General features: G+C 31.5%; 29 protein-coding genes, 3 tRNA genes and 6 pseudogenes. 27 read left to right on the top strand and 11 right to left on the bottom strand.

All coding sequences use genetic code 11. From position 1 onward, the window contains the following. Nucleotides 1-48: 48 nt before the first annotated feature. The 5 genes from AC0N0V_RS11880 (at nt 49) to AC0N0V_RS11860 (ending at nt 1,528) form a co-directional block, all read left to right on the top strand. The gene (locus AC0N0V_RS11880; protein ID WP_474464369.1) at nt 49-246 is read left to right on the top strand and encodes a hypothetical protein; all 198 of its coding nucleotides are present in this window, start codon (nt 49-51) and stop codon (nt 244-246) included. Further along, nucleotides 231-290, top strand: coding sequence for a hypothetical protein (locus AC0N0V_RS11875; RefSeq protein WP_474464517.1), 60 nt, complete (start codon nt 231-233; stop codon nt 288-290). The genes AC0N0V_RS11880 and AC0N0V_RS11875 overlap by 16 nt, the downstream gene beginning before the upstream one ends. Before the next feature lie 115 nt (nt 291-405). Then, nucleotides 406-651, top strand: coding sequence for a DUF2442 domain-containing protein (locus tag AC0N0V_RS11870; protein WP_474464368.1), 246 nt, complete (start codon nt 406-408; stop codon nt 649-651). 192 nt (nt 652-843) lie between these two features. Next, nucleotides 844-1,152: a nucleotidyltransferase domain-containing protein gene (locus tag AC0N0V_RS11865; protein ID WP_474464366.1), complete on the top strand. Its 309-nt coding sequence runs from the start codon at nt 844-846 to the stop codon at nt 1,150-1,152. Further along, a complete protein-coding gene (locus AC0N0V_RS11860) occupies nt 1,145-1,528 on the top strand; it encodes a HEPN domain-containing protein (RefSeq protein WP_474464364.1) in 384 nt (127 codons plus the stop codon). Before AC0N0V_RS11865 ends, AC0N0V_RS11860 begins: the two co-directional genes overlap by 8 nt. Before the next feature lie 53 nt (nt 1,529-1,581). Here AC0N0V_RS11860 and AC0N0V_RS11855 read toward each other — a convergent pair. Further along, nucleotides 1,582-1,971: pseudogene (locus AC0N0V_RS11855) on the bottom strand (ribonuclease H family protein); the annotation flags it as partial. Nucleotides 1,972-2,278: 307 nt separating this feature from the next. Here AC0N0V_RS11855 and AC0N0V_RS11850 point away from each other — a divergent pair. Next, a complete protein-coding gene (locus AC0N0V_RS11850) occupies nt 2,279-2,887 on the top strand; it encodes a DnaJ domain-containing protein (protein ID WP_474464362.1) in 609 nt (202 codons plus the stop codon). A gap of 246 nt (nt 2,888-3,133) precedes the next feature. On the opposite strand, the gene AC0N0V_RS11845 is transcribed toward AC0N0V_RS11850, so the two are convergent. Then, nucleotides 3,134-3,673, bottom strand: a complete 540-nt coding sequence (locus AC0N0V_RS11845; RefSeq protein WP_474464361.1) for a TetR/AcrR family transcriptional regulator — start codon at nt 3,671-3,673, stop codon at nt 3,134-3,136. A 100-nt stretch (nt 3,674-3,773) separates the two neighbouring features. Between AC0N0V_RS11845 and AC0N0V_RS11840 the strand changes: the two genes are divergently transcribed. Together AC0N0V_RS11840 and AC0N0V_RS11835 are read left to right on the top strand one after the other, a co-directional pair. Next, the gene (locus AC0N0V_RS11840; protein WP_474464360.1) at nt 3,774-3,899 is read left to right on the top strand and encodes a hypothetical protein; all 126 of its coding nucleotides are present in this window, start codon (nt 3,774-3,776) and stop codon (nt 3,897-3,899) included. Between the two features lie 181 nt (nt 3,900-4,080). Beyond that, nucleotides 4,081-4,833 (top strand): SDR family oxidoreductase, encoded by a 753-nt coding sequence (locus AC0N0V_RS11835; RefSeq protein ID WP_474464359.1) that lies wholly within the window; start codon nt 4,081-4,083, stop codon nt 4,831-4,833. 190 nt (nt 4,834-5,023) lie between these two features. Here the strand turns inward: AC0N0V_RS11835 and AC0N0V_RS11830 are convergent, their stop codons facing one another. After that, nucleotides 5,024-5,806: a ribonuclease H family protein gene (locus AC0N0V_RS11830; RefSeq protein ID WP_474464355.1), complete on the bottom strand. Its 783-nt coding sequence runs from the start codon at nt 5,804-5,806 to the stop codon at nt 5,024-5,026. 235 nt (nt 5,807-6,041) lie between these two features. On the opposite strand from AC0N0V_RS11830, the gene AC0N0V_RS11825 reads away from it, so the two are divergent. The 7 genes from AC0N0V_RS11825 to dnaB all read left to right on the top strand — a co-directional run bounded on the left by AC0N0V_RS11825 (nt 6,042) and on the right by dnaB (nt 10,949). Beyond that, complete coding sequence (locus AC0N0V_RS11825; protein ID WP_474464352.1) at nt 6,042-6,266, top strand: DUF1659 domain-containing protein; 225 nt, start codon at nt 6,042-6,044, stop codon at nt 6,264-6,266. A gap of 33 nt (nt 6,267-6,299) precedes the next feature. Beyond that, on the top strand, nt 6,300-6,518 hold the full coding sequence (locus tag AC0N0V_RS11820; protein WP_474464350.1) for a DUF2922 domain-containing protein: 219 nt from the start codon (nt 6,300-6,302) through the stop codon (nt 6,516-6,518). 151 nt (nt 6,519-6,669) lie between these two features. Further along, nucleotides 6,670-6,813 carry a YvrJ family protein gene (locus tag AC0N0V_RS11815; protein WP_474464348.1) on the top strand — a complete coding sequence of 48 codons (144 nt, stop codon included), beginning with the start codon at nt 6,670-6,672 and terminating at the stop codon, nt 6,811-6,813. A 312-nt stretch (nt 6,814-7,125) separates the two neighbouring features. After that, entirely contained in the window at nt 7,126-7,848 is a 723-nt protein-coding gene (locus tag AC0N0V_RS11810; protein ID WP_474464347.1) for a hypothetical protein, read from the top strand. A 27-nt stretch (nt 7,849-7,875) separates the two neighbouring features. Further along, nucleotides 7,876-8,451, top strand: a complete 576-nt coding sequence (locus AC0N0V_RS11805) for a sigma-70 family RNA polymerase sigma factor (RefSeq protein WP_474464346.1) — start codon at nt 7,876-7,878, stop codon at nt 8,449-8,451. Next, nucleotides 8,438-9,613 carry a DnaD domain protein gene (locus AC0N0V_RS11800; RefSeq protein WP_474464345.1) on the top strand — a complete coding sequence of 392 codons (1,176 nt, stop codon included), beginning with the start codon at nt 8,438-8,440 and terminating at the stop codon, nt 9,611-9,613. The genes AC0N0V_RS11805 and AC0N0V_RS11800 overlap by 14 nt, the downstream gene beginning before the upstream one ends. 52 nt (nt 9,614-9,665) lie before the next feature. Next, on the top strand, nt 9,666-10,949 hold the full coding sequence (gene dnaB / locus AC0N0V_RS11795) for a replicative DNA helicase (RefSeq protein ID WP_474464516.1): 1,284 nt from the start codon (nt 9,666-9,668) through the stop codon (nt 10,947-10,949). A 102-nt stretch (nt 10,950-11,051) separates the two neighbouring features. Here dnaB and spoVB read toward each other — a convergent pair whose 3' ends face one another. Further along, nucleotides 11,052-12,554 (bottom strand): stage V sporulation protein B, encoded by a 1,503-nt coding sequence (gene spoVB, locus AC0N0V_RS11790; protein WP_474464343.1) that lies wholly within the window; start codon nt 12,552-12,554, stop codon nt 11,052-11,054. Nucleotides 12,555-13,393: 839 nt separating this feature from the next. On the opposite strand from spoVB, the gene AC0N0V_RS11785 reads away from it, so the two are divergent. Both AC0N0V_RS11785 and AC0N0V_RS11780 read left to right on the top strand, forming a co-directional pair. Further along, entirely contained in the window at nt 13,394-13,567 is a 174-nt protein-coding gene (locus tag AC0N0V_RS11785; RefSeq protein WP_474464342.1) for a hypothetical protein, read from the top strand. Then, complete coding sequence (locus AC0N0V_RS11780; RefSeq protein ID WP_474464341.1) at nt 13,567-14,130, top strand: ATPase; 564 nt, start codon at nt 13,567-13,569, stop codon at nt 14,128-14,130. The genes AC0N0V_RS11785 and AC0N0V_RS11780 overlap by 1 nt, the downstream gene beginning before the upstream one ends. 519 nt (nt 14,131-14,649) lie before the next feature. On the opposite strand, the gene AC0N0V_RS11775 is transcribed toward AC0N0V_RS11780, so the two are convergent. After that, nucleotides 14,650-15,063, bottom strand: a complete 414-nt coding sequence (locus AC0N0V_RS11775) for an Lrp/AsnC family transcriptional regulator (protein WP_474464340.1) — start codon at nt 15,061-15,063, stop codon at nt 14,650-14,652. A 109-nt stretch (nt 15,064-15,172) separates the two neighbouring features. Here AC0N0V_RS11775 and AC0N0V_RS11770 point away from each other — a divergent pair, with 109 nt between their 5' ends. Then, nucleotides 15,173-15,925, top strand: coding sequence for an MBL fold metallo-hydrolase (locus AC0N0V_RS11770; protein ID WP_474464338.1), 753 nt, complete (start codon nt 15,173-15,175; stop codon nt 15,923-15,925). A gap of 254 nt (nt 15,926-16,179) precedes the next feature. Here AC0N0V_RS11770 and AC0N0V_RS11765 read toward each other — a convergent pair. Together AC0N0V_RS11765 and AC0N0V_RS11760 are read right to left on the bottom strand one after the other, a co-directional pair. Beyond that, nucleotides 16,180-16,361, bottom strand: a pseudogene (locus AC0N0V_RS11765) (ABC transporter ATP-binding protein); the annotation flags it as partial. Continuing rightward, nucleotides 16,327-16,464: a hypothetical protein gene (locus AC0N0V_RS11760; RefSeq protein ID WP_474464336.1), complete on the bottom strand. Its 138-nt coding sequence runs from the start codon at nt 16,462-16,464 to the stop codon at nt 16,327-16,329. The pseudogene AC0N0V_RS11765 and the gene AC0N0V_RS11760, both read right to left, overlap by 35 nt. A gap of 273 nt (nt 16,465-16,737) precedes the next feature. Between AC0N0V_RS11760 and AC0N0V_RS11755 the strand changes: the two are divergent. The 5 genes and pseudogenes from AC0N0V_RS11755 to AC0N0V_RS11735 form a co-directional block, all read left to right on the top strand. Beyond that, nucleotides 16,738-16,878 (top strand): annotated as a pseudogene (locus tag AC0N0V_RS11755) (MFS transporter); the annotation flags it as partial. A 9-nt stretch (nt 16,879-16,887) separates the two neighbouring features. Further along, a pseudogene (locus tag AC0N0V_RS11750) lies at nt 16,888-16,965 on the top strand (MBL fold metallo-hydrolase); the annotation flags it as partial. A 41-nt stretch (nt 16,966-17,006) separates the two neighbouring features. Continuing rightward, entirely contained in the window at nt 17,007-17,471 is a 465-nt protein-coding gene (locus AC0N0V_RS11745) for an SRPBCC family protein (protein ID WP_474464334.1), read from the top strand. A 162-nt stretch (nt 17,472-17,633) separates the two neighbouring features. Beyond that, a pseudogene (locus AC0N0V_RS11740) lies at nt 17,634-17,984 on the top strand (peptide deformylase); the annotation flags it as partial. A gap of 884 nt (nt 17,985-18,868) precedes the next feature. Continuing rightward, nucleotides 18,869-19,216, top strand: coding sequence for a hypothetical protein (locus AC0N0V_RS11735; protein ID WP_474464333.1), 348 nt, complete (start codon nt 18,869-18,871; stop codon nt 19,214-19,216). Between the two features lie 273 nt (nt 19,217-19,489). Here AC0N0V_RS11735 and AC0N0V_RS11730 read toward each other — a convergent pair. The 3 genes from AC0N0V_RS11730 to AC0N0V_RS11720 all read right to left on the bottom strand — a co-directional run bounded on the left by AC0N0V_RS11730 (nt 19,490) and on the right by AC0N0V_RS11720 (nt 19,755). Then, nucleotides 19,490-19,574 (bottom strand) — tRNA-Tyr (locus AC0N0V_RS11730). 5 nt (nt 19,575-19,579) lie between these two features. Next, nucleotides 19,580-19,655 (bottom strand) — tRNA-Ala (locus AC0N0V_RS11725). A gap of 9 nt (nt 19,656-19,664) precedes the next feature. After that, a tRNA-Ser gene (locus AC0N0V_RS11720) sits at nt 19,665-19,755 on the bottom strand. An 865-nt stretch (nt 19,756-20,620) separates the two neighbouring features. On the opposite strand from AC0N0V_RS11720, the gene AC0N0V_RS11715 reads away from it, so the two are divergent. The 4 genes and pseudogenes from AC0N0V_RS11715 to AC0N0V_RS11700 all read left to right on the top strand — a co-directional run. Then, the gene (locus AC0N0V_RS11715) at nt 20,621-20,956 is read left to right on the top strand and encodes a winged helix-turn-helix transcriptional regulator (protein ID WP_474464331.1); all 336 of its coding nucleotides are present in this window, start codon (nt 20,621-20,623) and stop codon (nt 20,954-20,956) included. A 67-nt stretch (nt 20,957-21,023) separates the two neighbouring features. After that, nucleotides 21,024-21,170 carry a hypothetical protein gene (locus AC0N0V_RS11710; RefSeq protein WP_474464329.1) on the top strand — a complete coding sequence of 49 codons (147 nt, stop codon included), beginning with the start codon at nt 21,024-21,026 and terminating at the stop codon, nt 21,168-21,170. After that, entirely contained in the window at nt 21,170-21,832 is a 663-nt protein-coding gene (locus AC0N0V_RS11705; RefSeq protein WP_474464327.1) for a flavodoxin family protein, read from the top strand. Before AC0N0V_RS11710 ends, AC0N0V_RS11705 begins: the two co-directional genes overlap by 1 nt. Nucleotides 21,833-21,967: 135 nt before the next feature. After that, nucleotides 21,968-22,228: pseudogene (locus AC0N0V_RS11700) on the top strand (recombinase family protein); the annotation flags it as partial. Here the strand turns inward: AC0N0V_RS11700 and AC0N0V_RS11695 are convergent. Further along, nucleotides 22,221-22,541, bottom strand: a complete 321-nt coding sequence (locus AC0N0V_RS11695) for a winged helix-turn-helix transcriptional regulator (RefSeq protein ID WP_474464326.1) — start codon at nt 22,539-22,541, stop codon at nt 22,221-22,223. The pseudogene AC0N0V_RS11700 and the gene AC0N0V_RS11695 overlap by 8 nt on opposite strands. Nucleotides 22,542-22,543 lie beyond the last annotated feature (2 nt).

Genomic DNA, 22,543 nt, shown 5'->3' with positions numbered 1-22,543 from the left:
ATAGTGGTAGTCGGTATTTGATGTTTATGGAGTTGAAAATATGTATTAATGGAAGATGTGAATCCTAATGATGTTAAGCAAAAGGTTAACACTTTCTATATATTAAATATATCTACGTTGCTTATCTCAGTTATAAATTATGAATTAAATACAAGTGGAACTATTAGATTGGGTGATATAAATAATAAGGCTACACATCTCACTTTCATGCCTTCTATGATGATTACAAGGTGGTTTTGGATATAAATTCTTGTGAAATAATAGATGGAGAATTGCCCAAAAACAGTTAAGATTGGTTTTAGCATGGGTTGAACTTCATCAGGATGAATTAAGATCTAATTGGAAATTAGCTATGGATAGTGAATTACCATCTAAAATAGAACCTTTGAAGTAAGGAGTGATAGTATGTATTTGTCTGTTAAAGAAGTTAAAACATTAGATGAATATAAATTAGTAGTAACTTTCGGAAATGGTGAGATAAGATTATTCGATATGAAACCATATTTAGATAAAGGAATATTTAGGGAGTTAAGAGATATATCTTTATTTAAATCCGCAAGAGTAAGTTTTGATACGGTAGAATGGGAGAACGAGGCGGATATAGATCCCGAAACGTTATATGAGTATGGTGTTACTTATTCTATTAGTTAGTATGTAAGCAGTAATAGAAATATTTATCAGAATAAACTCAAAAGGTGTAGTACTTTCACAAGAGGGTTTTGCAATGTCTAAGATTGCTGTTACTAAACAATACAATGTCAATTTAATAAGTATTTTAAGTTTTAATTATATGTTTATTTGGTGTAATTAAAATGAGATAACTATACAGAAAGGATTAACTTTATGATACCTTTTAGAGAAGAAATTGAAAAGATAAAAAATCAGATAGTTCAATTATATAATCCTCACGAAATAATACTTTTTGGTTCTTGTGCGAGAGGAAGAGCTAGAGAAGATAGTGATATTGATATATGTATAGTGCTGGATTTTGAAAGTAAGAAGGATCTACTTATGGATTTAACCATGAAAATAGAGAGTGCTAGAGAAATTGATTTTATAGTATACACAAAAAGTTCGTGGGAAAGAAATGTAATAGATACAGCATCCTTTGCTAGTCTAATAAAGAGGACAGGAGTGAAAATATATGGTTGATACATTAAAATACAATGAATGGTTCGTAATGGGAGACAAAGATTTAAAAGGAGCAAAGATTCTTTATGAATACGATGGGGATTTTGGACTTGTATGTTTTCATCTCCAGCAAGCAGTAGAGAAATATATAAAAGGTTTTTTAATATATAAGGCTGGAGTGTTACAAAATGGACATAATCTATTTAAGTTATGTAAGTTAGCCTCAAATCACGATAAAGAGTTTAACAAATTTTTAAAAGAGTGCGCTTTCTTAAATGCTTTTTATATAGAAACAAGGTATCCTGCAGAGGAAGCATTGGTGGCAGAAAAAGAAGATGTTGAAGAGGCTTTCAAGATAGCAGAGAATATAATAGAGTATATAAAGAAAAAATTATAATAATAACCTAAAAGCCAATGCTTAACAAAACTAAGCATCGGCTTCTGCATTTTTCAATTCTCAGCTACATCTCTTGCATACATATCACAAAGAGAATTTTCAAAGTGGTTGAAGTGTTCCTTTACCCATTTAAATTCAATATATTTTCCATTACAGACATTATCAAAATGAAGCCAGTTCTCAATATTTTTAACAGCTTCTCCATTAATGGTTTTAAAATCATATAATTTCCAGCAAGGAATCCATTCTGTTAGGCCTTTTCTTACATATTGGCTGTCAGTTATTATTCTTATTTTTTCGATATCTTTTAGTGATTCAATGGCTTTTATGACTGCTGTAAGTTCAGCCTGGCTGCTACTTATTTCCTGAATTTTTTCTGTGTATAACTTATAATTCCCTTCTAAATCCTCTATTATAAAAGCAAAACCACCACACTTTTTATTTTCTAAATAGCAACATTTTCAGGGGATTACTCCTTTAGGATGGATTAATAAAAATTATATCACATTTTTGATTTGAGCGGATTGAAATGTTTATCTAAATTTAGTTAACTATTATAAAATTATGTTAACTAAATTTAAAAGTAAAGTGTAAAAAATTATTAAAAATTTTTTACACTTTAGACACAATTTTGTTACATTAATGTGACATTGGTAATATATGATTAAGCTATCAATTAAATGAAAATATACGAAATAGATGAAGATATGGCTTAGACATATTATTCTAGGGTAGGAAAAGGAGTAACATATGAACAATGATAGCTTTAAAGATTATTATAAAATATTGCAGGTAGATAGGAATGCTGCACAAGAAGTAATTACAGTAGCGTATAAGTCATTAGCAAAGAAATATCATCCGGACTTAAATTTAAATAATTTAAATGAGGCAAATGAAAAAATGAAGGCTATAAATGAAGCTTATAGAATATTAAATAATCCAGAAAGTAGAAAAGAATATAATCTAACTTATGATTTGTACAGGAAAGATGATATTAATAGCGGTGGTGTTGATGATAGTAGTATTAATAACGATAGTGTTAGCACTACCTATAATTCTCACATGACAAGAAGAAGTAGAAAAGAATATACAAAAAAATATAATGTTAAAAGACTTAATTCTTTAAGGTTTAATAAAAGAAACCTAGTTATAGCAAGTACTATAGCGATTTTTTTCATATATATAATTGTAGAAAAAACTATAATTAGCAGCGCTTTCGCCCCAATGGGCAGGATTCATAAGGGTATCAAAACAAACATAAACCAAACAGATAGGATGAGATCTGATTTTGACAATAACCGTATAAATAATTCACATAACTATTCTGGTAAGCCTGTTAGGAGAGGAAGTTCTGATTAGGAATCCTTCAAAGTATTAACGATGAAAGATAGACAGGAGCCAATTATTCACACTCTTAAATTTTGCTTTATGGTTCATTAAAATGGTAAATACTACAGATACCAGTGGAATTTAAAAAAGATGCCCTCTGCCTAACACAGAGAACATCTCCTCAAAAATGCCTAGACTTTTTAAAAATGTCCTCTACAAAGGGGACATTTTAATTTTAGATGCGTTTATTTTTTAATATTTAAATATACAATAAAGTTATGGCAGTTTGTTAACAATTAGCGTCCATACATCTTCAAAAGTTTCCTTATAAAACTCATTATCCCAACGGTCTGCAAAATATGGATTATGGAAATATACAAATGCTGTAATAATAGCAGAGCCTGATTTTTTTAATCCACTAATGGATTCCGATTTTTGCGCTAATTGTTTTAAGTGATCTTTAACGAGGATTTGAGTACGCTCTAAATAATCCGTATACAACCGAAACATACGTTTATCATCATGATAAAGTTTTTTCTTTGTAGTAGCCAGAAGCCAGAGCCAATCGTGAAGTGCAACAGCAGAGCTTACATCTTTTGGGGCTTCCCATTCTAATAATTCCTTGGAAGTAGTTTCTAACCATCTGAGTGCGAGTTGCTGCAATAGGTCCTCTTTATTTTTGTAATGTTTATAAAATGCAGCATGAGTAACTCCAAGTTCTTTTGCAATATCAGAAAGAGTGGTTTTTTGTACTCCCTTTCTCATTATGATTTCTTCTGTAACAGAAAAAATTTTCTCTTTTGTAAGTATTGCCATTGTGGATCCTCCTAGTTTTTTTCTAAATTTTATTATACAGGATGCACCACTTAGTTACAATGGGTCTTACCCGCGTTTGTAGACACGAGGAACTGGTGCTATGCTAAAAGTTGTATTGTCTAAGCTATTATATGTAAAATACAAAAGTGAAGGGAAGGGTATGAATGAACAATACAGTCCAGAAGAATACTATAACAACGCACTTAAAAAAGATAAAGCTGCATAAAAAATGATTTACAATGAAAGTCTACGAAAGAGTAAGAAATAACGAATTTATAGTATCCAGTCTATTGAGAAAAGGTTACAAAATGTTGAGTTTGTAACTAAGTGGGGTATAATGACATTATCGAAAAGTTACAAAACATAAAAAATGTAACTTAATTATTTAATAATAAAGGAGAAATATTATGACCAAAATATCGACTGAAACACATGAATTGCGAGTTGCACTTGTTACAGGAGGATCTGGCGGTATTGGACGTGCCGTAGTTAAAAAATTAGCGGATAATGGATTTGCTGTTGCTGTGCATTATTCTGGCAATAAGCTTAGAGCAGATACTATAGTGGATGAGATTGTAAAGCAAGGCGGAAAAGCAATTAGTATAGGTGGAGATGTTGCAGATGAAAAAGCTATGCAAGAAGCTTTCGATGTAGTTGAAGAAAAATTTGGTGGGATTGATGTCGTAATCAATACAGCAGGTATCATGTTACTCGGTTCTATCGCAGAGATGAACTTAGATGATTTAGATAAAATGCACCGCACAAATATTCGTGGAACTTTTGTAATATCCAAGCAAGCGGCTCGACGTGTTCGCAAAGGTGGAGCAATTATCAATTTTTCTACTTCTGTTACTCGCACGCAATTCCCAACATATGGTGCATACGCTGCAAGTAAAGCGGCAGTTGAATCAATGACAATGATATTGGCTCGCGAATTACGTGGTAAAGATATCACAGTTAATGCTGTGGCTCCAGGTCCAACTGCAACACCATTATTTTTAGATGGAAAAGATGAACAAACAATCGACAAACTTTCTAAAGCAGCACCACTTGAACGTCTGGGTACACCAGAAGACATTGCCGACACAGTAGCATATTTAGCAACCTCAGGACGTTGGATTAATGGGCAAGTTATATTTTCAAATGAAGGCCTTGCATAATTAGAATTTGATAATGGTGCATGTTAGTTTATGCACTGATGAAATGGGATGGGTTAACGCTCAACGCATTGAAGCATCTGGCGGTATGTTCCTATAGGTATAAGCTTTAAGAGCTAAAGCAATATTTCTAAATACAATGAAAAAATTACCATTTAGGATATACAAGAGAAAAACCTCAATGGGCAAAAGTTCAATTCTCAGCTACATCTCTTGCATACATATCACAAAGAGAGTTTTCAAAGTGGTTGGAGTGTCCTTTTACCCATTGAAATTCAATATATTTTCCATTACAGACATTATCAAAATGAAGCCAGTTCTCAATATTCTTAACAGCTTCTCCGTTGATGGTTTTAAAATCATTTAATTTCCAGCAAGGAATCCATTCTGTTAGGCCTTTTCTTACATATTGGCTGTCAGTTATTATTCTTATTTTTTCGATATCTTTTAGTAATTCAATGGCTTTTATGACTGCTGTAAGTTCAGCTTGACTACTACCTATTTCCTGAACTTTTTCTGTATATAGCTTATAATTACCTTCTAAATCCTCTATTATAAAAGCAAAACCACCACACTTCTTATTTTCTAAATAGCAAGCATCTGAGAATATTTTATAAACCTTTTCTTCACATTTATCTTCATCTATAACATAACTATGATTATCATTGTTTCGCTTGTCTAAAACTACTATTTTACTTCTATCTTTAAAGACTGCAACAGCTTTATTACATCTTAAAACAAGTTTGACATTGAAACCTACATAATAAGTATCTATACGTTTATTATGAAGCATTTTTTTTAGCTGATATTCGTTATCCTTAAGACAATTAGTTAAATTACTGTTATCAGTAAAATTCAGTTCTTTTTTATAAGGGTTAAATTCTATCAAAGTATCTTCTATATCATTACTTATCTTGATTTTATAATTGTTATTTAGAACGTCTATTATTTCCATTTCAAATAGTAGCATTTTCATAGGGATTACTCCTTTAGGGTGGATTAATAAAAATTATATCACATTTTTGATTTGAGGGGATTAAAATGTTTATCTAAATTTAGTTAACTATTATGATATTATGTCAACTAAATTTAAAGTAAACATAAAAACACAAATGAAACTATATAAAATAAAAAATTATATAATTTTTTATAAAATCACTGCCTACTCTTACTCCAAATGTGTATATATTACTTGAAAGGAGTTGATAAGTATGGCTGCAATAGCAACAAAACTAAATAGTTCATTAGTACTTAAGTATTCTGACGGGGTGGATGCAAAAGGGAAGGAGATTATAAAAAGTCAAAGGTTTTCAAAAGTAAAAACTACTGCAACAGAACAGGATCTATTTGACGTAGCTAGCGAAATTGAGACTATTATAGGAAAGCCTTTAAACGAACTAATAAGAGAAGACGAAAGTGGAATAACAAACGCCTAATTAATGGATGATTAAAGAAATGGAGGGATGTAAATGAGTAAAACTTTAGTAATGAGTTTTCTAAATGAAGCAGGTAAAAAAGCTTCTATAAGAGTTAACAATGTAAGAGAGGATATCACTGAAGCAGAGGTAAAGGCTTCAATGGATGTTATACTTACTAAAAATATCTTCACATCTACCGGTGGAGATTTTAAGGTAAAGGATTCAGCAGAGTTAGTGGATACAAGCACTACTGAGTTTGTAGTCAAGTAAAAAAGAACTTTGATGAGATGGGGAATTAACTCCATCTCATTATTAATATGAAGGAATCTAAGAACATACCATTCCGTAGGTACTCTTTTGACTCTATGCCATATGAAAGAGTATTAGAGAAGGTAGTCATTCTAGAAGAAGAGGTGAGATAATGAATTCTGATCTTTTTAATATGATAGGTAACATTGGGTTTCCCATTGCAGTATCTGTGTATCTTCTGGTAAGGCTCGAAAGTAAACTAGAGGTTTTAACACAGAGCATAAACAATCTATCTAACGCTATCATAAAAAAGTAGAGAAAAAGGCTAGTATTGCGAAATTATTTCGTTGAGCTAGCCTTTTTTCTTATTTCAGACAACGGATTTATTAAAAATATAAGACAAAATTCTATTTTTGGTGACAGAATTATTTGATGAAAAAGGTTAAAAATGGTTAAATAAAGTTTTGTTATGTAATAAAATCGGCTGTTAAAAGAAATGCTTGAAAAATCTGGAGTTATATGCTGAAAAGTTTTTCTTAAAAACTGTCCGGATTTTTAGGCGTCTGGGGTCTTTATATTATAGAGGGAAAACAAAAGAGGAGTAGTTTGCATTAAGGGGGATTAACTAGTGTCATTTGAAAAATTATGTCATGAGAAAATGAAAAAATTAATAAAGGATGCAAAGAAAGGTGATAAGGAAAGTATCCAGATAATAATTGATAACTTTCAAGGCTTGATAGTAAACGGTTACAGAAAGTGGAATCTTGAAGAATTAAATATTTTTCAAGGTGACTATACACAAGAGTGCAATGTAAACATCATTGAATGTATTGAGAAGGTCTCTGAAAATAATTACTGGAAGCTAACAAGTTTAATTACAAAGAGCTTAGAAAACAAAACTAAGAAAGTTATGAAGAAAAATAAAAAATTTAATAATCATAATATACTTGTTGGAGATATGGCCTCTCTTTTTGAAGAAGATAACTCAAATTCAGAACAGAAATTTGATGACCTTTTAGTAAGTAATATGATAGTCAGTGAGAGTTACAAAAGTTTCATTAAAGATAAATTAAGTAAAGAGGAAGATAGGGTTTTATCATCACATATTTCGGGACAATGTCTTATTGAATATGCTAGCAAAAAAGGTGTTAAGGTAGACAGTGTAAAAAGAACCCTTAGAAGAGCAATAAGTAAGATTGAAAATAAGGAGCAGATAAAAAGGTTTCACTGTCTGGTAACGATTATTTTTGCCTTCTTAAGGCATATATGGGAGTACATAAATTCTGTAAATATAGCAGAGCTAACTGATCTCATAGAGATAGTTAAGCTTACAGAAATGATAATAGTATAAGGGGGTTTTAGTATTAGTGAGAAAGCTTTGATTGAAAAAGTTGTTTTAGCTAAATCAGGGGATAAGGAGTCCATGGAAGAAATAATAAAAAGGTTCACTCCTTTTGTTATTAAAACTGCTAGAACTATATATCTAAAAGGCTATGAGGTAGATGATTTAATTCAGCATGGTCGGGTCTTAATTATTAAGGCTGTGAATATGTTTGATGTAAATAAAAGCAATGGCTTTATCAGCTATGTAACTAATACAATTAGAAGAAACTTTTACAATTTGATAAGGGACAATGTAAAAAAGACAAGTTACTGCAGCCTTAATAGTTTAAATGAAGAAGGCCATGAGCTAATAGATATTTTATCTTCAGAAGAAGATTTAGAAGAAAGTTTTATTAGTGAGGAAGAAAAGAGGATGCTAAGAAAAGCTATAGACAGGCTTTCGGAAAATGAAAAAGAAATAATTTATTGGTTTTACTTTGAGAACAAGACCCTGCAAGATTATGCTAAATTTAAAGGCAAAAGCTATAGAAGAGCTGCAGATATGAAGAAAGAGGCACTTATAAAATTAAGAAGATATTTAGAGGAGATTGATTACAATGGCGATTTATAGACAGGTTCAAACTTTATTTTGGCAAGATGGATTTATTATGGAACTTACACCAGAGGATAAATACTTTTTCCTTTATCTTATGACAAGCCCAAGGACAACTCAATGCGGTATATATGAGCTTCCTAAGAGAATGGCAGAGGCTGAACTTGGCTATAGCAGAGAAACTATAGATAGACTTATTAAAAGATTTGAGGACTATGGGAAGATATTATACTGTGCAGAAACAAGAGAAATTATGATATTAAACTGGATGAAGTACAATTTTATAAACAGTAGAAATACTATAACCTGTATAAACAAAGAATTAAAAGAAGTTAAAAATAAGAAGTTTATAAGCATACTCTATAAAATATGCTCAAAGAAAGGCTATGCTGTAGATGAGATTTTTCAAGGTATTCCTCTAGATTCAAAGGATATAGTAAGGGCTAGGAAAGAAAAAGTGGAGGTAACTATAGAAGAGCTGGGGGATTTTAAGGAGAGAACTGAAGTAATAGAAGGTGCAGAAGAAGCGGCGGAAATAGTTAATGAAAAGGTACAAATAATAGAGGATAACAAAACGTACAACAATGATTTCTACAAGGAATCTATAGATGAAAATAATACTGCTGAAGCTATAGGTAGTAATCTAGCTAAGGATGGGGTGGAAAATGGAGATAGACAGATTAGTCTAGAGACCAATAAGGAAAATGTCTTTTTAGATAACGATAGGGAAAATCAGTCTCTTTCTAGGGGCTTAGAAGGGGCTTCTAAGCCCCTAGGGGAAAAAGAAGAAGAAGAAAAAACATATAATAAAAAAGAATCTTCTTATAAACAAAAAGTAATAGATAATAACAGTAAAAGCAAACTACAGCATAAATCTCAGGAAAATAAACGAAGCAAAATTCTGCAGTCCTTTAATAAAAATATACGTCAGGCCACTATAAGAGATGTTGAAAAAATCATAATTTGGCTTAAGGAATTTGAAGAAGAAGTAATAATCGAAGCCATTATGCAAGCAGTTAAATATAATGCTGCTCATACTGGATACTTAGAGTCTGTTTTTAAAAATTGGAGAACTCTAGGTCTATTCACCATGGAAAAACTTAAAGCTTACAGAAGTAAAGGAATCAAGGAAAAGCAGGAGCATAGATGTAATGCAGATGCTTATAGATATTTAGATTAAAGGAGTTAAGAAAAATAATCAGTATGAGAAAAGGTGGGGAATTAGATTGAATATGGATAAAATATATAACTTTAACGCAGAGGTTAGTGTAATTGGAGCTATACTGATGGAACCTGAGAGTATTTGTGAGGTTATAGACTTTTTAGACTCAGGGGATTTTTATAACTTAAAGCACAAAATCATATATAAAAAGCTAAAGAAAATGCACGAAGATAACTTAGCTGTAGATATTGTTACCCTTTCAGAAAAACTAGGAGAGAATCTGAAGGAAGCAGGAGGGATAAGCTATCTAACGGATATTTTAGGCTCAGTTGTAACCACAGCTAACATAAGAAAATACGGAGAAATAGTAAAAGAAAAGTTTAATAACAGGGAACTTTTAAAGATTTTTAATACATCCATTGGAAAACTTCAAAAAGGAGAGGATTCCTCTGAGGATTTAATAAGCTATGCTCAGAATTCTCTATTAGCCATAAAAAGTTCAGAGCTTAAGGAAGATGGAGATATAGAAAAAATACTATATAATTTCATGGATACCCTTCAGGAAAGATACGAAAAAGGTGGGGATATACAGGGAATAAAGAGCGGCTATAGAACACTAGACAGAATGCTTGGAGGATTTTCAAAGGAAGATTTAATAATCCTTGCAGCTAGACCATCCATGGGAAAGACTGCTATGGCATTAAATTTACTTTTAAACACAGTTTTTAAAGGACAAGCTAAAACTGCTTTCTTTAACCTTGAAATGGGAGTAAGTCAGGTGATGGATAGAATTATAGCTTTTCGCACAAAAATACCTTTGGAAAATATAAAAAATGCAGCATTAACGGAAGAACAGTGGAGTGAGGTTTCTAAAGAAGCATCGAACCTGGCTGCTTCCTCAATAAAAATTTATGACAAAATATTTACCTTAAATGGCATCGGAGCAGAGTGTAGAAAATTAAAGATTAAGGAAGGGTTAGATCTTATAATAATTGACTACCTTCAGCTTATAGAAAATGGAGAAAGGACGGAAAATAGAAACCAAGAGATATCAAGGATTACAAGAAAGCTTAAACTTATGGCAAAGGAGCTTGATATTAACATTGTTGTACTTTCACAGCTATCCCGAGCACCAGAGGCAAGAAGTGATCATAGGCCTATGCTTTCTGATCTTAGAGAATCAGGAAGTATAGAACAAGATGCCGATGTGGTTATGTTTTTGTATAGAGATGAGTACTACAATAAGGATAGCGATAGTAAGGGAGTTATGGAGTGTATTGTGGCAAAAAACAGGAACGGGGAAGTTGGAACTACGAGGCTAAGGTGGAGGCCAGATATTCAGAGTGTTGGATAAAGAGTGTAGCTATTTGCAAAAGTAGTATGCCAATACCCCTGTGTAAGTTTGGTAGAACACATTTCCTTAAGTCTTTTAAGCCGAAGCACTATTATCATTTTTTTATAGATGAATTCTTTTAACAATGATTTTAAGTAAGAATACTATGGAGAAGGCTGAAATTATTATTAATACATTGTTAATCACTAATATGCTGAAAGGTAGTATACCTTTTATTGAGATTAATAAGAAATATGTAAGTCCAACAATTAAGGTATCTATGATAAGACTGAAAAAGTTAAAGGATAAATATACTGTCTTTTTAATCTCCCACAAATTAAGGTTTAGAGATATTATAGAAGTTATAATATTTGTTACTCCATATCCGTAAATATTTATTGATGGAATCCCAGTAAGAATGTATAAAAGAAGTATCTTCAGCAAGGATATTATTAGTGAGTTTCTTAAAATTATTTTTTGCCTGCCTAGACCGTTAAGAATTCCAATGGTTGTAGTAGTTGTATAAAAAAACGGTGCAGCTACAGCGGCAAGCTTTATATAGTCTCCTAGATCATTTCTCTTATAAAGTATAAATCCTAAGCTATCTCCTATACATAGAGTTATTGTAAAAACTGTGGCTCCTAAAAGATAGGATAACCCTATTGCTTTGGATATACGGTCATCTAAGGATCTATAATTTTTTCTACTCAAATTCTTAGATAAATCCGGCACCAATAGAATTGATATGGATTCTATTACTACCAGTGGAAAAAACACAATATTCCTAGCCATTCCATTGAATTTTCCAATCATACCTAAAGCCACCTTATATTCAATGCCTGAACTTACTAGTCGTCTAGGAATAATTAATGTAGCGCAAGTAGAAAGTAAGGATGATGCTAAACTTGTTATAAGAAGAGGAAAGGAAATTGATATTGTATTAAACAAAAGTTGAGCTCTACTTTCGCCTTTAGTTGCTGAAATTGGAGCTTTTTTTGTATTTAATCTATAGTACACATAAAGAAATGTAAAAGAAATAAATTCTCCAATACATAGTGCAAAATAGGCACCTGTAACAGTTTCAGTAACATTAACTACTTGGAGACTACCAATGATAGCTACTAAAACAGCTATCCTAATAGCTTTTTCAAAAATATCTATAACTACTGGAACACTAACTTGCATAGTGCTAAAGAAATATCCCTTTAAACAGCTGGAAAGCGCTATAAAAACCATAGCTGGACATAGTAATTTTAGAGCATTAACTGTTCTTACATCTTTAATAATATATGTACTTAAAACAGGTGAAAATAAGAATACTAAAACTGCTATAAATACTGACCATAAAATTGTAAATGTCATTAAAGTTTTTATAGTTCTCTTTAAGTTCTTATAATCTCCTCTTCCATAATATTCAGCACATACTTTTGAAACAGCAGTAACTAAACCTCCAGATACAAGACATAAAAGAACTCTGTATAGCGGTCTAATAAGTCCATACAGCCCCATACCTTCAGGCCCTAATTCTTCTGATAAGGTTATAGAAAATATGAACCCTAATATACTTGTAGCTAAGTTTGATAAAATCAAAATAATAGATTTTTTAGCAAAATTACTTTTACCCATATGTACTCCTAAATTATATAACTTAGTATTTATATCTATTCTATCTGTGGTTCACATATTACAACATTTGGCCCTTCTAGATAATATGAAAAATGTTCCAGTATATGATAAACACAAAAAGGTTATTATAATAACATAGGGTATGTAACAGTTGAGCCAAGATTTATATATGCTTTTAAAAGAGGTATATATGAGTCGGCCAACGATTATATATAGGTTATTTAAGTGAAACTTCACTTTGTCAAAAGTGTTAGTTAAACTTATCCAGTGTGTAGCAGCCGTTAATTTATACTTGTAAAAGTATAAATTTTACGGATGATAGCAATGGGCAGAGTAGTTTATATATAGTCAGAGGGAAGATTCTATATTGTGGGGAAAAGCTTTAATATAGTCGATTAAATTGATTATATTAGGGTTCCAACTTATGGTATAGGGTCGAGCTAAGATTATATGGAGTGTTGAGATGGTTATATATAGTCGAAAGATTATATATAGTTGTGTAGATATTTTATATAGTCGAAGGAACCATTATTATAGGTAATGAACTGCTTTATTATGGTGGAAACATCATAGTGAGGTAATATAAGTTATCTATAGTGGTGCAACGTAGATTATTGCATGCTCTATTATAGAAGAACTGTAAGTAGATTTTTTATTAATTAATCTACTTATGGTTCTTTTTATATTGTGGTTTGCGACTATATGATTATGAAAACAAAATTTTTGAAATAGGTATATATTAGATAAGGGACGAGAGAAATAAAGAATAAAAAATTGTTTATGTTAATAGTTGGTTAGGCTATAATATAATAAAAGTATTATTCATTGGAGGAAGTTCTATGGAAAAGCTAAAAGAACAAAACAGTTTATATGATCAATTCTTGAACTATTCATATAAGGATTTAAAAGAATTATTTAAAAAAGCAAAAACAAAAGAGGAACAAAATTTTTATATTACTTTATCTGATATAGTGCTGCAGAAGGAACAAGAAAAGGTAATCGGTAAAGAGTAATGGCGACATATACTGTATTTGCAGGCGTAAATGGTGTTGGTAAGACATCAATCTATAAGTCTATCTATTACGAAGAAAACAAGAATGAGGAAAGAATAAATACGGATGAAATGGTAGCAAGAATAGGCACATGGAAAGACAACAATCTTCAAATTAAATGTGCGAGAGAAGCCGTAAAACTTATAAATTACTATATCAAAAATGAGATATCTTTTAATCAAGAAACGACTCTCTCAGGTAAAAGTATTATAAGAAATATAGAAAAAGCAAGACAACGAGGTTTTAACGTTGTAATGAATTATATTGGGGTTGAGACTCCAGATATTGCTAAAGAAAGAGTTAGGATTAGAGTTTTAAAAGGTGGGCATGGAATTCCAGAGGAAGCTATAGAAAGAAGATATTATGAATCACTAGATAATTTAAAAAATGTACTAAAGGTATGTAATGAAATAAATATATATGATAATACTAATAAATTTAAACATGTAGCTTATATGTGTAATGGAATAATTATATGGAAAAGAGATGTAATTCCTAAATGGAGTAGCTATATTCTAAAATAAACTAGCTTAAAGTAAATATACTAAGCTAGTTTCACTTTGTTAAAAGTGCTAATTGAACTTATCCAGGGCGTAGCAGCCGTTAATTTATACTTGTAAAAGTATAAATTTCACGGATAATATTAAATGGTAAAAATAGCTTATTATAGTCAGAGGGAAGATTCTATATTGTGGGGAAAAGCTTTAATATAGTCGATTAAATTGATTATATTAGGGTTCCAACTTATGGTATAGGGTCGAGCTAAGATTATATGGAGTGTTGAGATGGTTATATATAGTCGAAAGATTATATATAGTTGTGTAGATATTTTATATAGTTGAAGGAACCATTATTATAGGCAATGAACTGCTTTATTATGGTGGAAACATCATAGTAAGGTAATATAAGTTATCTATAGTGGTGCAACGTAGATTATTGCGTGCTCTATTATAGAAGAACTGTAAGTAGGTTTTTTATTAATTAATCTGCTTACAGTTCTTTTTATTTTGGAACTAAACAGTAACATATCCAAAATCAATCTATTACTTTATGTTTTCTATTGATAAATTCAATTTATAATTTCCGTATTGTAAAATTTCATCTAATAAATCTACAAGCTCCTTTTGAGTGGGGGCTGTCACTTTTAGCAAATAGCAGCCTTCTCCGCTTATTCTTTGGGCTTCAGTTATTAGAGAATTATTATGCACATATGTTTGAAATGCTAAATGGTCAGTAGTTTTCATAAAAACAGTTACAAAAGCAATTAATTCCCTTCCAAGTATCGTAGAATCAATCTTTATTGTATATCCTTGTATAACTCTTAACTTTTCCATTCTATTTACTCTATTTCTAACCGCTTGGCCAGTTAAATGAACTTCATCACCAATTTCCTGCCACTGCATCCGTGAATTTTTAGTAAGTAGATTTAAGATCTGTATATCTGTTTGATCAAGCATAATAATGAAAATCCTTTCACGACGAAATTATTTTGACTATTTTAGTTTCTCTGCTCAAGGAGTAGTCAGTATATAATAAATATATCATAAATAACTGGAGGGATAAACATTGAAGATTCAATTGATTCGTCATGCTACTTTAATAATAAATATAAATGGTAAAAGGTTACTTGTAGATCCTTTGTTAAGCCAGGCAGGAGCTGTGGCACCTATTGAAAATGTACCAAACCAAAGCCGCAATCCATTAGTAGAATTACCTGTAAGCATTTATTCTATTATCAATTGTGATGCTATAGTTATTACTCATACCCATAGAGATCATTTTGATGACACAGCAGCAAAAATGCTTCCTAAAAATATTCCTATAGTATGTCAAGTTCAGGATGAAACAAAATTACGATCCTATGGCTTTACAGATGTACATCCTGTTAACACTAGTTATACCTGGGGCGATATAAACTTTAATCGTACAAATGGAAGGCATGGCCATGATGAAATAGCTGAAGCAATGGCACCAGTGTCAGGTTTTGTTATATCAGCTCCTAAAGAACCATCAGTTTACGTTGCGGGAGATACTGTTTGGTGTGAAGATGTTGCAGAAGCAATAGAAAAATTTAAACCTGCGATAGTAGTGTGTAATTGTGGCGGTGCACAATTTGAACATGGAAAGCCAATTACAATGGCAACTGAAGATATCCATGAATTATGCAGTAAATATGCAGATATCCAAGTTGTCGCTGTACACATGGAAGCATGGAATCACTGTAGAATATCAAGAAAGGACTTAAAAGATTATATTAGCATCAATAAAATTGATACCACTGTTTTTATACCTGAAGATGGAGAAGTATTAAATTTTTAATAAATAATAAGACTTTTCCAGTATATAACAAATTGCGAAAGGTCAATATAATAGCATAGGGGATGTAACAGTTGAGTCAAAAGTTATATGTGCTTCTAGCTAGAGGTAAATATGATTGGGACAACGATTATGAATAGGTAATGACCCGCCAATGAAACCCTCCACTAATTAATTAGTCGAGGGTTTTCCTATTGTTTAATGAATACCACCAGTTATAGGTGGTCATAATTTGGAAATTCTCTGGATCTCCAAGGTATTTCTAAATAGTCTTTGTCAAAATGACTAGCATAAATCATCTTTCTAAATTTTCGTATGCTCATTTTTCTAATTATCTTATCTTCAATAATTAAAACGAAATCCATACAGTTTACTATAGAATAGAAATCATTAAAATTGCACCGTTATAATTTTCTATGGCTTTTTCTAGTGCCATTTGTTCCTATAAAGGCACAATGCTCTCCATCCTCTAATGTAAATGAAATGTTATTAAATAGGTCCTTTTGGGGAAATGAGTAAGACAAGTTATCAACTTTTATCATATTATTACCTCTCTTTATCACTAAAAAAGAGCCTACAAAAATAAGCTCTTCAATAATAGTTTCCTTGATTTTTATTTACTAAAGACATTCTAATGAGTTTAACATTGACAGCATAACACTTTTTCGGTAAAGTTTAGTCATTTCATATAAGCAGCAGGTATTAACTAAAGCTTAATTTATGTATAAAATGGTTATATAATAAAGAAAGGAGTTATGTAGAAGGTGAATGCAACAAACTGTAGTATATAATCACTAATATTGCTAATATCCCCTATGCTTAGAGGTGCACTTTTAACTATGGCTTCTATAGAAACAATATTTTTTATAGATGTTATTACAGCAGTTATAGGGATTTCTACATTATTTTTATTTTTGCATGTTCCTGCTCATGCAAAAGCTAATGAAGAAGAGACTGATAGGCCTGTGCTTGGATATATAAATGGAGACCGATATTCATTAGCTGTAGATGCAGGAAATTCAAGAAAACATGTAGAAAAATTTTATAGAGAATTTTAACAATTTAAATTAAAGGAGAGTAAACTATGAAACAAACAATACCAATTTGTGTTCCCGATTTGTCATTACGACCATTTAGTCTTTCTGTAGAGAGGACAATGCCATTTTTACCTACCATTTTGTATCGAGCTTGGACTGAACAGTTTGACCTCTGGTTTGCGGAACCGGGTTCAGTCTTGATGAAAGGAGAAGTCAACACTGTTTTTTTCTTTGAAACAGCTTTTGAAGGGAATCGCCATCCACACTATGGGCGTTTTCTTAGACTTGTGCCTGACCAACTGGTTGAACTTACATGGATAACGGGTGCTGGTGGAACTAAAGGTGCTGAAACAATTGTGACTGTAGAATTGAAACAAGGAGAGGATGGAACTGTATTACGATTAACTCACGCAGGGTTTCCAGATGAAGAGTCAAAGAATGGACATGAACAAGCATGGCCACTGGTTCTTGCACAATTGGAGGATAGATTGATGAAGTTCTGTCACAGTTAACTCGTATTATTTTTTTATGACGAATTATCAGCAAAGTTATTAACATGTTATACATAGAAAAAGCATAAAAAGAAAAGAGATGAGTTTTAGTGAGAGAGTTAAATAGAAACATATTATACATATATAATGTGTTCTATGATAAGTTTTATTAGGTGCTAATATAAAAATGATATAGTAGTAATTGATGATTTAATAGATACATTAAGAGCAAACTTAGAGCATTGTGTTGGATTGGCTGGTAATATGATTGGAGCCAAAAAGCGTATATTGGTATTTGCTGTAGGCAACATTATTGTGCCTATGATAAATCCAGTTATATTAAATAAAGAAAAGCTTTATGAAGCAGAAGAGAGCTGTTTATCTTTAATTGGATTTAGAAAAACAAAGAGATATGAAATGATAGAGGTGGAGTATCTTGATAGAAATTTTAAGAAACAAAAGCAAGTGTTTACTGGATTTACAGTACAAATAATTCAACATGAAATGGATCATTTTGAAGGTATAATAATCTAATCGAACTAAAAAAGTTGAGTTGTTAGAATAGGGGATAACCTTGAGTTGAAACCACCCCAATATACTTGTAGCTAAGTTTGATAAAATCAAAATAACAGATTTCTTAGCAAAATTACTTTTACCCATATGTATTCTTAAATTATATAGCTTTAGATTTATATCTATTCTCTCTTTAGTTCACATATTACACATTTGGCCTTCTAGATAATATGAAAAATGTTCCAGTATATGATAAACACAAAAAGGTTATTATAATAGCATAGGGTATGTAACAGTTGAGCCAAGATTTATATATGCTTTTAAAAGAGGTATATATGAGTCGGCCAACGATTATATATAGGTTATTTAGTTAGTTTATATATAGTCAGAGGGAAGATTCTATATTGTGGGGAAAAGCTTTAATATAGTCGATTAAATTGATTATATTAGGGTTCCAACTTATGATATAGGGTCGAGCTAAGATTATATGGAGTGTTGAGATGGTTATATATAGTCGAAAGATTATATATAGTTATGTAGATATTTTATATAGTCGAAGGAACCATTATTATAGGTAATGAACTGCTTTATTATGGTGGAAACATCATAGTAAGGTAATATATGTTATCTATAATAGTGCAACGTAGATTATTGCGTGCTCTATTATGAAAGAACTATAAGTGGATTTTTTATTAATTAATCTACTTATGGTTCTTTTTATACTGTGGTTTGCGACTATATGATTATGAAAACAAAATTTTTGAAATAGGTATATATTAGATAAGGGACGAGAGAAATAAAGAATAAAAAATTGTTTATGTTAATAGTTGCTTGGACTATAATATAATAAAAGAATTATTCATTGGAGGAAATTCCGACAGTTATTAATTAGGGAGGATTTTATCATGGCTAAAATGGGGAGTAAGTATAAACTCCAAGATATTATACCATTACAAACTATTATAGATACTGTTAATTCTAGTACAAGTGATGTTCTTTTGGAAATCGGTAGAGCTGTTGCTTCAGGAGAATATGCAGTTAGGTTTTATAATGATGCGGAACAACCGCGATTTTATAAGAATGAAGAACGGCTTCGATATACAGTGCAAAAGGCAATTTCTATAAGTTCATTCAACCATTGGGAACATGTAGTTGATATTCTTTATAAAAATAATGCACTAGAGTTAGATGAGGAACAATGCAGTTGTCTTAATGAAAAATTGTACGGTAATATTCCTGATGGAATATATTGAATAAAATATAAGATAAGGGGGACATAAAATGGATGATACACAAATGACAATAGATGAGATAAGGAAGAAAATTGTTTCATTTTCAAAAGATTGTGGCTAGTACAAGTGAGAAATTGCAGATGTATTTTGGTATTTGGTAAGAATTTGTGAGCATTTTCAAATTGATTTAACTAAGGCTGTTGAAGATAAAGCTGTGAAAAATGCAATAAAATATCCGATTGATTAAAAAGGTGTGAAAAGATATGAAAGACAAGAGGCCATGCTATTATTTAATGGTGGAGGAGGACGGATTCGAACCATCGAAATCAATGATAACAGATTTACAGTCTGCCCCCTTTGGCCACTCGGGAACTCCTCCAAATATGGTGGAGATAAAGAGATTCGAACTCTTGACCCCCTGCGTGCAAGGCAGGTGCTCTCCCAACTGAGCTATACCCCCATAATTTTGTGGCGGAAAGATAGGGATTCGAACCCTAGGTACGGTCACCCGTACGCCGGTTTTCAAGACCGGTGCCTTAAACCAACTCGACCATCTTTCCATGAATAAATTAAATATACTATTGATTGAAAACTATTAGTATTTTAATCGGCGAGGAATATAATATCATAAATAGAAAAGTTATTATATAAATAATATGCTATAATTTAAAATTAGGTTGAGCTTTCTGCGTTATTTGAAATTATAGTAATGATTCCTTGTGTTGACACACCTGGTTGCGTTGTAGTGTGAAAATTAATAGCAAAATAATTTGTGTTCACAAATTATTAACGTTCCCCGAGGATACTAATGAGCATAGCGAATTTGCTAATATGAAACTCCTCTTCCTAGCGTCAGAGGAGTACTCACAGAGTAAGCGACCATCATCAAATCATAGATTTGAGATGTCTGCTTGACCGATTCACACAAAATCATAGATTTTGGTCCTCTGCTTAACTGGGAGTTCAACGCCAAGTAAGCCATGCATTCGCAGCTCTAAAATTCAGATGGGGTAAAAGAATCCCCATCTGAATTAAGATCTTGCTTCAATGGAAAAGACTGTTGTGATACTTAATCTGCTTTTTATATTAAAAACTAGCCCAACCTGATGTAGACCATCCGTCTATTCTGTAAACACCGGATTCAATAATACTTCCATCTAATGCGGAAACTTTTATATAGTAAGTACCAGCAGCTAAATTTATTGAAAGTCCAGCGGTTCCATCTGAGTCAGTTTGTGTACTATAAATAACTTTTCTGCTCTTGTCTACTACTGAAATTACTGCATTACTCAGGATATCGGAGGAATTAATATTTACTTGTTATGGAACTTGATTGAAGATATACTTTCAAATATGAATATATGGGTATACCATGAACATATTTGAAAATTAGTTGGTTAATAATATTTATAGAGGTGAGGATTTATGATTGATTACCAGGGGAAACAATACGTATGCCTATTAGATTTAGGATTTGAAATAATCAGGGGGAAGTGGAAGGCTGTAATATTATGCCATCTTGATGATGGACCAAAGAGATTTCTGGAATTACAAAGAATAACCTGTGGAGTGAGTCAAAAGGTGCTAAATGAACAACTTAGAGAACTGGAGGAAGATGGAATTATCTATAAGAAAATTTACCCTGAGGTTCCTCCAAAGGTTGAGTACTACCTTTCGGAAAAAGGTAAAGAGTTATATCTGGCCTTAAAAATGATTGAGGATTGGTCAATAAAATATTATAGAGAATATGAAAAGGAATGATAAAAGTCATTCTTTTTATTTTTTTAAAACAAACGCTTGAAACTGCATTATTACAACAAATGTGTAGTTGACAAAGATAAAGAAAAAATGCTATTATATCTATGAAATTGATAGACAAGATGAAGATATGGATGAGTTTACTCGTAATGCAACTATAGAAGATTTATATAATACGGGTAATGGATATTCTTATGAAGGCGAGGAAATAGAATAATGAAAATTGCTGTAATTAATGGTAGTTCAAAAGGCAAGTCAGGTAATACAAATATAATGGTTAGTGCATTTCTAAAGGGGGCAGAAGAAGCAGGGGCAGAAACTGTAAATATATTTTTAGCAGAAAAAGATATTAAACACTGCAGAGGTTGCCATTCATGCTGGTTCAAAAGTCCAGGACAATGTGTAATTAAAGATGACATGATGGAGGTTTTAAGTGCTGTTGGTGGAGCCAATATTATCGTATTAGCTACGCCAGTATATTTTGAAAACATTTCAGGTATGCTGAAGGTCTTCATGGACAGAATGACAATGACAGGTAATCCTCATTCAAGAAAAGATGTAAAAGAGGAAAATGGACATATAAAGCCAATAGAGCCGCAATCCCCTAAGATAGTTATGATATCCAGCTGTGGTTTTTCAGATAGGTCAGAATTCCAAGTAGTATCACTTTGGATTAACAGGGTTGTATCTAAGATGAATACAGAGTTAGTTGGAGAGATTTATGCGACACAAGGAAAGCTTTTGAGTAGTGAAACAGAAGAATTACAACCAATTATTACTCAGTATATACATAATTTAGAAGAGGCAGGAAAGGAAATTGCGATTAACATGAAATTATCAGAGGAAACTAATAAATTATTAGAGCAATTCTGCATTTAATAAAAACAGATAAGAGGCTTTATTTATTACTAAATCTTATAACAATAAAAAGTCTACGTTATACCTGTTACGGTGAATCATATAATAAGCAAAGAATAATAAGCAATAATAAGTAAGAAATAAAAGCAAGGGAGAAGCTGCCTCAATAAGATGCTGTCAGAATTTCCTACAAGTGAACAGCAAAAGAGGCTACTGCATATGCTAATTTCTAAAATCACGATAAATAAAACTAGAGATATAGAATCAATAGATCTTAATATAAATGATAATTTAATAATGTATCTAAGTAACGGAGGAGAACCAAGTCCAGATGATGGAGGAGGCTCTCCTCTTTATTTTGTTTCCAGAAGAAAGTTGATGATAAATCCTGTAAATATAAAAATTTGCGTTAGATAGATGGATGTTTATGTTTATAAACTTCATCTCCCCATTCACCAAGAAACTGTAAAACAGCTATAAGTTTTTGACTAAGTTCTGATAATTCATATTCTACTCTTGGTGGAATTTCATTGTATTGATGGCGGATAATAAGACAATCTTCTTCAAGTTCCTTTAAATTTTTTGAGAGCATTAGGCTTGATATGCCTGTAACCTTTCTTTGTAGTTCATTAAAACGAACAACTCCGTTTTGAGACATAATCCAAATTATTAATAGTTTCCATTTTCCATTTATAATTTTTAAAGCATATTCTATAGAACAGTTTTCCATAA

It is taken from the genome of Clostridium sp. CS1-1 (assembly GCF_056135525.1).
Note: the sequence above shows the minus strand (reverse complement) of the source record. Positions and strands in the feature narration are given on the sequence as shown.

Coding starts and splice junctions, on each gene's coding strand:
- AC0N0V_RS11880 (WP_474464369.1), top strand. CDS start 49: ATGGAAGATGTGAATCCTAATGATGTTAAGCAAAAGGTTAACACTTTC.
- AC0N0V_RS11870 (WP_474464368.1), top strand. CDS start 406: ATGTATTTGTCTGTTAAAGAAGTTAAAACATTAGATGAATATAAATTA.
- AC0N0V_RS11865 (WP_474464366.1), top strand. CDS start 844: ATGATACCTTTTAGAGAAGAAATTGAAAAGATAAAAAATCAGATAGTT.
- AC0N0V_RS11860 (WP_474464364.1), top strand. CDS start 1,145: ATGGTTGATACATTAAAATACAATGAATGGTTCGTAATGGGAGACAAA.
- AC0N0V_RS11850 (WP_474464362.1), top strand. CDS start 2,279: ATGAACAATGATAGCTTTAAAGATTATTATAAAATATTGCAGGTAGAT.
- AC0N0V_RS11845 (WP_474464361.1), bottom strand. CDS start 3,673: ATGGCAATACTTACAAAAGAGAAAATTTTTTCTGTTACAGAAGAAATC.
- AC0N0V_RS11840 (WP_474464360.1), top strand. CDS start 3,774: ATGCTAAAAGTTGTATTGTCTAAGCTATTATATGTAAAATACAAAAGT.
- AC0N0V_RS11835 (WP_474464359.1), top strand. CDS start 4,081: ATGACCAAAATATCGACTGAAACACATGAATTGCGAGTTGCACTTGTT.
- AC0N0V_RS11830 (WP_474464355.1), bottom strand. CDS start 5,806: ATGAAAATGCTACTATTTGAAATGGAAATAATAGACGTTCTAAATAAC.
- AC0N0V_RS11825 (WP_474464352.1), top strand. CDS start 6,042: ATGGCTGCAATAGCAACAAAACTAAATAGTTCATTAGTACTTAAGTAT.
- AC0N0V_RS11820 (WP_474464350.1), top strand. CDS start 6,300: ATGAGTAAAACTTTAGTAATGAGTTTTCTAAATGAAGCAGGTAAAAAA.
- AC0N0V_RS11815 (WP_474464348.1), top strand. CDS start 6,670: ATGAATTCTGATCTTTTTAATATGATAGGTAACATTGGGTTTCCCATT.
- AC0N0V_RS11800 (WP_474464345.1), top strand. CDS start 8,438: ATGGCGATTTATAGACAGGTTCAAACTTTATTTTGGCAAGATGGATTT.
- dnaB (WP_474464516.1), top strand. CDS start 9,666: ATGGATAAAATATATAACTTTAACGCAGAGGTTAGTGTAATTGGAGCT.
- spoVB (WP_474464343.1), bottom strand. CDS start 12,554: ATGGGTAAAAGTAATTTTGCTAAAAAATCTATTATTTTGATTTTATCA.
- AC0N0V_RS11785 (WP_474464342.1), top strand. CDS start 13,394: ATGGAAAAGCTAAAAGAACAAAACAGTTTATATGATCAATTCTTGAAC.
- AC0N0V_RS11780 (WP_474464341.1), top strand. CDS start 13,567: ATGGCGACATATACTGTATTTGCAGGCGTAAATGGTGTTGGTAAGACA.
- AC0N0V_RS11775 (WP_474464340.1), bottom strand. CDS start 15,063: ATGCTTGATCAAACAGATATACAGATCTTAAATCTACTTACTAAAAAT.
- AC0N0V_RS11760 (WP_474464336.1), bottom strand. CDS start 16,464: ATGATAAAAGTTGATAACTTGTCTTACTCATTTCCCCAAAAGGACCTA.
- AC0N0V_RS11745 (WP_474464334.1), top strand. CDS start 17,007: ATGAAACAAACAATACCAATTTGTGTTCCCGATTTGTCATTACGACCA.
- AC0N0V_RS11735 (WP_474464333.1), top strand. CDS start 18,869: ATGGCTAAAATGGGGAGTAAGTATAAACTCCAAGATATTATACCATTA.
- AC0N0V_RS11715 (WP_474464331.1), top strand. CDS start 20,621: ATGATTGATTACCAGGGGAAACAATACGTATGCCTATTAGATTTAGGA.
- AC0N0V_RS11705 (WP_474464327.1), top strand. CDS start 21,170: ATGAAAATTGCTGTAATTAATGGTAGTTCAAAAGGCAAGTCAGGTAAT.
- AC0N0V_RS11695 (WP_474464326.1), bottom strand. CDS start 22,541: ATGGAAAACTGTTCTATAGAATATGCTTTAAAAATTATAAATGGAAAA.